Origin of the sequence: Nocardiopsis sp. RV163 (assembly GCF_001029525.1) — a bacterium.
GTDB lineage: Bacteria > Actinomycetota > Actinomycetes > Streptosporangiales > Streptosporangiaceae > Nocardiopsis > Nocardiopsis dassonvillei.
On record NZ_LEKI01000220.1, the window covers coordinates 1 to 7,105 of the forward strand.

A 7,105-nucleotide genomic window follows, 5' to 3' on the forward strand; every position below is an offset into this window, starting at 1 on the left:
CCGTGTCCCAGCCCCCGCGTTCCCCCGCCGCCGTGTCCACCGGCGGCAAGATCGGCCTCGGATGTCTGGGGTGCTTCGGCGCCCTGGTCCTGACCGTGATGATCGGCTCCTGCGCCAGTGCGCTGGCCGGAGGCGGCTCCGACCAGGCGGGGCCGCCGCCCCCGGCCGCCACGGTGACCGCGACCGTGTCCGAGACGGTGGAGCCGACCGCCACGGCGACTGAGGAGGTCGAGGTGGAGGTGACGGTCACCGCCACGGAGACCGTCACCGAGACGGTGACCGAACGCCCGGACGGCGGCGGCAGCGGCGGGAGCGGTAGCGGCGGAGGCGACACCGGCGGCGCCCCGGCCTACTACGAGAACTGCGACGCGGCGCGCGCCGCGGGTGCGGCGCCCGTGCGCCGCGGCGACCCGGGCTACGGCTCCCACCTGGACCGCGACGGCGACGGCGTCGCCTGCGAATGACGGGAGCCCGGCCCGGGACCGGTTCCGGGTCCGGCGTCGGAACGGGTCGGAGCGCGTAGCGTCCCGACCCGTCGGTGCTCCCCCTACGCCGGGGCGGCCTCCTCCTTCGCGGCGCCCCCCGCCAGCGCGCGTTTGATGACGGCGGCCTCCACCTGGTCGACGGCGTGGGCGGTCATCTTGTCGCCGTACCCGGGCAGGGCGCGGCTGCCGACGTACTCGCGGGTCAGTCGCACGGCCTCGGCGGTGGCCTCCCCGTAGTCGCCGTCGACCCCGCCCGAGCCCAGGGCGTCGCCGAAGCCCGCCCGGGTGACCTTGAGCTGGAGGAGCTTGACCGCGTCCCCCGTGCTGCCGATCGCGAGTCCGAGCATGTCGTTTACCTCCGTGATCTCCCCGGGGGGCTTTTCGAACGTGCCGTCTCGGACGAGGGCGTAGGCCTTGTCGCCCGGGCACGAGGTGGAGACGAAGTCGCGGTGCCCGAGCACCGTTCCGGCGATCGACGTGTCCGGTTCCATCAGCCACTGGCGGAGCGCGCGAACGGCGTTGATCTGCGCCGGGGTGACGACGTCCGTGGGGCCGGTGGCCAGTGTCGCCGAGTAGTGGGAGGTGTTGCCCCCCGGCTGCGCGGCCTGGGTCTTGTACAGCCCCCGACCCTCGATGACGTAGCCGTGCGCACAGCACATGAACGAGTTGCCGGTGAAGTACACCGTGCCCTCGCGCCTGGCCAGCCACGTGGAGTTGGGTGTGCGCACGCACCAGATCCGCCCCTCGTGGGGCTCACGCGTGATGGTGAACTTCGCCTGCCCGGCCGCTGCTGTCCGGGGAGAGACGTAGGTCTTGCGGCGCAGTTCCACCTTCCACATGGGATAGGGAGTCGAGGAGGTGGGAGGCCGACGGCGCAGGGAGGTCGCGTATCCGGCCAGGATCGCGGCGAACTGGAACGCCTCGGCGGCCGCCCGGTTCTGTCGGCTCAGGGCCTGGGAGTCGTTCGTGCGGTTGCCGTGGCCGTCCCCCAACAGCGACGCCTCGATGAACAGGGCGAGTTGCTCCCCGGTCAGCGAGCGCAGGAACGCGTGTGTGGGCACCCGCCCGGGAGCGTGTTCGAGCAGCGCACGTCCGGCGTCGGAGGACAGGTGGAACTCGGACAACTGTCGGTTGCGGGCCTCGCGCCAGCGGGGGACGCCGTCCGTGCTTCTTCCTGTGCGGGGGAAGCGTTCGCAGGACGGCCCGAAGACGCCGTGCAGCGCGTCGCGGATCCTGGCCACACGGTCGGGGTTCCTCACCGCTGACTGGTAGACGGCCACACTCGTGGCGGGCGCACGGTCCCTGCCCTGCCGTTTGATGTGACCGTCGGTCCAGAACCAGGCCACCAGTTCCACGAGGTGGTCGGACCACTTGGGCTCCGCGGGCAGGTGCGCGCACGGAGCGGTCAGGGGGATGCGGTCCCAGTAGGTGAGCGTGTCCGTGGTGGCCCACAGGCGTTCGCGGCCGCTGACGCCGCGCGCGGAGCGCCCGGTCCGCGCCCAGGTGCCATCGGCGTTCTTCCTGCGCTCGGTACCCGTGCGCCGGCAGTAGCGCTCCACGGGCCAGCGGTGGCCGGGCGTGGTCAGCGACGAGTGTTCGCGTCCCTCCATCCGGACGAGTTCACGTCGCATGGCAGGGAAGACGAGGACGTCCTGGAGGGGTTGCCACTCCGACATCCCCGTGGCGTGGTTGAGGGTGAGGACGACGTCTCCGGGGGAGACCTGTTGGACGGTGCGCCAACCGTTCTCGGTGAGGATCTCCGTGGCTTCGTCCACGCAGTATCCGATGTCGGCCCAGCCGCGGGAGGGGCCGGTGTGGAAGGAGCGGGTGTCGCGCCAGTACTCGAGGCAGGCCGAGTGGTCCTTCGCGGCCAGGCCCTGATCGGCGCTGTCGTAGTGGATGACCAGTCCGGATCGGGGATTGGCCCGGGTCGCGGGCGAGGAACCCCATCCCAGATCGGACCGAGAAACGTATTTGCTCGGTCGAGGCATACCCCCCATTGTGTCAAGGCGGTGCTCCGAAGGGTAGGGGGGTGGTCACTTTGTGTGGAAAATTCCTTGTTGTCGGCCACCCGGTGTGGCGGAGTCCACGTACCCGGAGCCCTCTGCGGCACGATGGTGGCCGACCCGAACCTGGGAGGTAACCCGTGCGCTCCGCATACACCGCCGACACCGTCCGCGAGGCCGAGCGCGCGCTCATGGCGCGCCTCCCCGAGGGGGCCCTCATGCGCAGGGCGGCCACCGGGCTCGCCGCCGAGTGCGCGCGTCTGCTGCCCCGCGTGTACGGGGCGCGCGTCGTCCTCATGGTCGGCGGCGGCGACAACGGGGGCGACGCGCTGTACGCGGGCGCCGCGCTGGCCGCCCGGGGCGCGGCCGTGCGCGCACTGCTCGCAGGGCGGCGCGTCCACGCGGGCGGGATCGCCGCCCTGCGGTCGGCGGGCGGGCGGGTCCGCTGGTTCACCGACGCCCTCGCCGACGAGAGCGACCTGTTCGACGCCGACCTCGTCGTGGACGGGCTCGTGGGCATCGGCGGCAGCGGCGGCCTGCGCAGGCCGCACTCCACCCTGGCCCTGCTCGCCGGGAACGCGCCCGCCCCCGTGGTCGCCGTGGACCTGCCCAGCGGGGTGGACGCCGACACCGGCGAGGTGGCCGGGCATTCCGTCCGCGCCGATGTCACGGTCACCTTCGGCACCCACAAACCCGGCCTGTACGTCGATCCGGGCGCCGGACGCGCGGGCAGGGTCCGTCTCGTGGACATCGGTCTGACTCCGGAGCTGCCCGGGCCCGACCTGGTCAGTCCGCGGGCCGCGGACGTCGCCTCGCTCCTGCCGGTCGTCGGGGCGGAGTCGGACAAGTACCGGCGGGGCGTCCTCGCCGTCCGCGCGGGCTCCGACCGCTACCGGGGGGCCGCGGTCCTGTGCGTGGGCGGAGCGCTGCGCACCGGGGTCGGCATGGTGCGCTACGGGGGCGGCCCGGCCGTGGTGGACCAGGTGCTCGCCCGCTGGCCGGAGACCGTCGCCAGCCTCCTCGACCCGCAGAACAGCACCGACCTGTCGCCCGGGCGGGTGTCCGCCGTAGTCGTCGGCTCCGGCCGGGGCACGCACCCGGCCAACGCCGACGAGCTCCGCGCGGTCCTGGACAGCGACGTCCCGGTGCTGGTGGACGCGGATGGGCTCGCCCTGCTCACCGGGGACTGGGGTGAACCGCTGTGCGAGCTGCTGCGGGAGCGGAAGGCGCACACGCTGCTGACGCCGCACGCCGGGGAGCTGGCCCGGATGCTGGGCGCGGACCGGAAGGACGTCGAGGCGCGCTGCCTGGAGCACGCGGCCCGCGCGCGGGACCGTTTCGGTTGCACGGTCCTGCTCAAGGGGTCGACCACGGTGATCGCCCACCCGGGGGCCCCGGTGGTCGTGAACCCGACCGGAACGCCGCTGCTGGCCACCGCCGGGACCGGAGACGTGCTGTCGGGGGTGGTCGGCGCGCTCCTGGCCGCCGGGCTGCACGCCAGGGAGGCGGCGATGTGCGGCGCCTACCTGCACGGACGCGCCGCCTCGCTGGCCCGGGACGGAGCCCCGATCAGCGCGTCCGACCTGCTGGAGGCGCTGCCGCTCGCGGTGGCCGAGGTCCGCCGGACGGCCTGAGACGGAGCCGGGACCGAACCGGGCCGCCTCCCCGGCCCCGGGGACGAGGCGCGGCCGATCCCTCCCGGGTCCGCTCCGGCGCGTCTTCCGTTCGGGGCGGGCCGGAGGGTGCGAGCTCGATACCGTCCTTCCGGCCGTTCGCGTGCGGGGCGGGGAGGAGGGGCGTCGGGCCGCCGTGGGATGCTGGGGTCCCCTCCTCCGGACACGACGGGCGTCCCCCATGTCTCCCGCTTCCGCCCACCCGGCAGGTGCAGTGTGATCGCCGCCGCGGTCCTCCTCACGCTGTTCCTCACCGGAACCCTGATCGCGCTGTACGCGGAGACGCGTCGTATCTCCGTCCACCGCGGTGGCGACTGGACGAGTGGCCGTGCGGGGCTGTGGCGCGCCGCCGTCCTGTTCGCCCGGTACCCCCGTTCGTGCGCGCGGTTTTGGTGGGGGTTCCTCGCCGGTGCGTGCGTCATCCTCTACGCGTCCGAGGGCTCCCCCGCTTCCGCGGCGGCGGGGCTCGTCTGCCTGGGCGTGTGGGGTCCCCCGGGTCCGTTGGACGGTCGGCCGCTCCGCTACCCGGGCGGTCGGCGACCCCGTGCCCGGTTCGGCCCCGGAGCCCCCGCCACCTTGTACCGCCGCCGGGTCCGGTTCCCGGGTGTCGCCGCGGTACTGGTGATGGTGGTGCTGTCGGCTGTGCTCGTGTTCGGTGCGGGCGGCCGCTCCTGGTACGCGGCGGTGGTAGCCCTGCTCCTGCCTGTTCTCGGTCTGGTGGTCTGGCAGCGGACCGTCTACCCGGAGGTCCGCCTGTCCGGGACGCGCCTGCTCCTGAAACGGTATGCCGTCTGGGTCTCCATACCCGTGGAGTGGGTCGCGCGGGTCGACGCCGGTGACGGGGTCGCCGTCCACTTCCTCGACGGAAGGGCGTTCTATTCGAGGGCCTGGGGGAGCGCCCCGGCCCGGGACGAGGAGGTGGCCCGGGAGATCGACCGGTTCGTCCGAGAGGCGCGGGAAAGGGTGCCTGCGTCCGCCGACCGGCCCCTGGGGTGGGGGCGGGACCTGGTGGCGGGCCCGTTCGCCGTGTGGCTCGGGCTCGTGCTCGCCTGGATGCCCGTCGGCCCGTGACCCGACCCTATGCCGGAGCGCGCCGGGTGGCGGTGGGCCCGGGGCGCGGGAGCCCTGTGGCCGGCTCTCGCCATCCACGTCACCGAGGCCCCGGTTCCGGTCCGGCGCCGGGTGTGCGTCCGCCCGTCAGCGCGCGGGCGGCGTCGAGGCCGAGCCGTACGATGTCGGCGATGAAGTAGTCGCCCGGGTCGCGGTCGTCGCGCAGCCGGTGCACCAGGGAGTCGTCCACCCACAGGAACTCGGTGTGCTTGCCCGGCTCCAGCCGGGGCGCGCCCAGGTCGCCCTCCACCCGCACCAGGTAGTCCACCTCGTGCCGGGTCAGGCCGTCCCCGGGGTCCCAGTCCAGCCGGAACAGCTCCGCCAGCACCCCGCTCAGCCGCCAGCCGGTCTCCTCCTCGACCTCGCGCGCCAGCCCCTCCAACATGCTCTCGCCCTGCTCGACGTGTCCGCCCACGATGTCCCAGCAGTGCGGGAACACCCTGCGCGTGGGGGACCGGCGCTGGGCGAAGACCCTTCCCCGGTCGTCGGCGATCACCGCGGCCGCCACGTGGGTCCGGCCGTCGGCGGTGTCGGGGAACTCGATCCCGGGGGCCACCGTGATGCCCGTGCTCATGCGCCCTCCTCGTCCGCGGGCGAGCCTACCCCCCGGTCGCGGCGGGGCAGACGCAGCGTCAGGAGCCTGGCCCGGGGGGCCAGCCCGCGGGCCAGGTCGAACACCGCCTCGGTGCGCGAGTGGTCCTCGTCGAGCACCGAGAACAGGTTCACCCCCAGGTAGAACGTGATCGCCCCGTAGGCCACCTCGCGGGCGGGCAGCAGCTTCCCGAGGGCGGACCCGCCCAGGACCCGGTTCCACTCCTGCTCGATGAAGGCGATCCACGGCTCCGAGCGGTCCCGGATCTGCGTGCGCAGCTCCGGTTTGGTGACGGCGGCTGCCACCAGCTCGGAGAACTCGGTGATGTAGCCGCGCTCCAGGTCGGTCCGGTAGATGCGCATCGCCGCCTCCACCAGCTCCTCCAGGGTGCCTGCCCGTGCCGCGATCTCCCGGTACATCGCCATGCGCTCGGCGCTGGAGCGGTCCAGCGCCGCCAACAGAAGCCGGTCGACGCCGCCGAAGTGGTAGAAGACCAGCGCCGAGTTGGCCTCCGCGCGCGCTGCGATGCTGCGCGCCGACGCCCCGGCGTAGCCCTCCTCGCGCAGGACCTCGCTGGCGGCCGCCAGGAGCCGCTCCCTCGTCTCCTCGCTCGTACGCCGTCCTCCGCCGCCCTTGGCCATGGCCCTCCTTGCTCTCGGGGAGGTTTTCAGCATACGGTTTAATCGAGTGATTAAACCAAGCGATTTAATCGCATGCTGAAGGAGTTCCCCCGTGCCCCGAAGCGACTCCCCCGCGCCCTCCCGGGCGCGCCTGCTGCTCGCGGCCCTGGTCCTGGCCGCCTTCGCCGCCCTGCTGGCGCTCCGGATCCACCACTGGGGCGGCCTGGACCAGACCGCGCTGTTCTACGTCGGCCTGCCCGCGACCATCGCCCTGCTCGTGGTGTTCACCGTGCGGGCCCGCAGCGCCATGGGCGTCACCATGGCCGTCACCACCCTCTGCCTGGCCCTGGCCGGACCCCTGCTCGGCGAGGGCATGGTCTGCCTGCTCATCGCCGCGCCGCTGATCTACGGGGTCGTCGCCGTGGTCACCTGGACGGCCGGGGCGCTCGTCGCCTGGCGGGACCGCTCCCGGCACGCCCTGCTCGCGGTGCCGCTGCTGTTCGTGCTCGCTCTGGAGGGCGTCGCCGGAACCTCCCTGCTGCCACGGGAGGGCCGCGGCGAGGGCCACGTCCTTCTCCCCGCCGCCCCGCACGAGGTCGCCGCCGCCCTGGCCGCCCAG

6 protein-coding genes and 1 pseudogene are annotated in these 7,105 nt (G+C 73.7%); 4 read left to right on the plus strand and 3 right to left on the minus strand.

The window, feature by feature from the left end:
* The coding region (locus tag ABD54_RS24405) for an excalibur calcium-binding domain-containing protein (RefSeq protein WP_327137058.1) at nucleotides 1-464 on the plus strand (464 nt) is incomplete at its 5' end.
* An 83-nt stretch (nucleotides 465-547) separates the two neighbouring features.
* Here ABD54_RS24405 and ABD54_RS29260 read toward each other — a convergent pair.
* Nucleotides 548-2,476: an N-acetylmuramoyl-L-alanine amidase gene (locus ABD54_RS29260; RefSeq protein ID WP_047871885.1), complete on the minus strand. Its 1,929-nt coding sequence runs from the start codon at nucleotides 2,474-2,476 to the stop codon at nucleotides 548-550.
* A gap of 155 nt (nucleotides 2,477-2,631) precedes the next feature.
* Here ABD54_RS29260 and ABD54_RS24415 point away from each other — a divergent pair, with 155 nt between their 5' ends.
* Both ABD54_RS24415 and ABD54_RS24420 read left to right on the plus strand, forming a co-directional pair.
* Nucleotides 2,632-4,125: an NAD(P)H-hydrate dehydratase gene (locus ABD54_RS24415; RefSeq protein ID WP_047871886.1), complete on the plus strand. Its 1,494-nt coding sequence runs from the start codon at nucleotides 2,632-2,634 to the stop codon at nucleotides 4,123-4,125.
* 255 nt (nucleotides 4,126-4,380) lie between these two features.
* Nucleotides 4,381-5,235 carry a hypothetical protein gene (locus ABD54_RS24420; RefSeq protein ID WP_047871891.1) on the plus strand — a complete coding sequence of 285 codons (855 nt, stop codon included), beginning with the start codon at nucleotides 4,381-4,383 and terminating at the stop codon, nucleotides 5,233-5,235.
* A 79-nt stretch (nucleotides 5,236-5,314) separates the two neighbouring features.
* On the opposite strand, the gene ABD54_RS24425 is transcribed toward ABD54_RS24420, so the two are convergent.
* Both ABD54_RS24425 and ABD54_RS24430 read right to left on the minus strand, forming a co-directional pair.
* The gene (locus tag ABD54_RS24425) at nucleotides 5,315-5,848 is read right to left on the minus strand and encodes an NUDIX domain-containing protein (protein WP_047871887.1); all 534 of its coding nucleotides are present in this window, start codon (nucleotides 5,846-5,848) and stop codon (nucleotides 5,315-5,317) included.
* Complete coding sequence (locus ABD54_RS24430; RefSeq protein WP_047871888.1) at nucleotides 5,845-6,507, minus strand: TetR/AcrR family transcriptional regulator; 663 nt, start codon at nucleotides 6,505-6,507, stop codon at nucleotides 5,845-5,847. The genes ABD54_RS24425 and ABD54_RS24430 overlap by 4 nt, the downstream gene beginning before the upstream one ends.
* 91 nt (nucleotides 6,508-6,598) lie before the next feature.
* On the opposite strand from ABD54_RS24430, the pseudogene ABD54_RS24435 reads away from it, so the two are divergent.
* Nucleotides 6,599-7,105: pseudogene (locus tag ABD54_RS24435) on the plus strand (hypothetical protein); the annotation flags it as partial.

Bases quoted from the DNA above. Each gene is read 5' to 3' on its own strand.
- ABD54_RS29260 (WP_047871885.1), bottom strand. From the start codon at position 2,476: ATGCCTCGACCGAGCAAATACGTTTCTCGGTCCGATCTGGGATGGGGT.
- ABD54_RS24425 (WP_047871887.1), bottom strand. From the start codon at position 5,848: ATGAGCACGGGCATCACGGTGGCCCCCGGGATCGAGTTCCCCGACACC.
- ABD54_RS24430 (WP_047871888.1), bottom strand. From the start codon at position 6,507: ATGGCCAAGGGCGGCGGAGGACGGCGTACGAGCGAGGAGACGAGGGAG.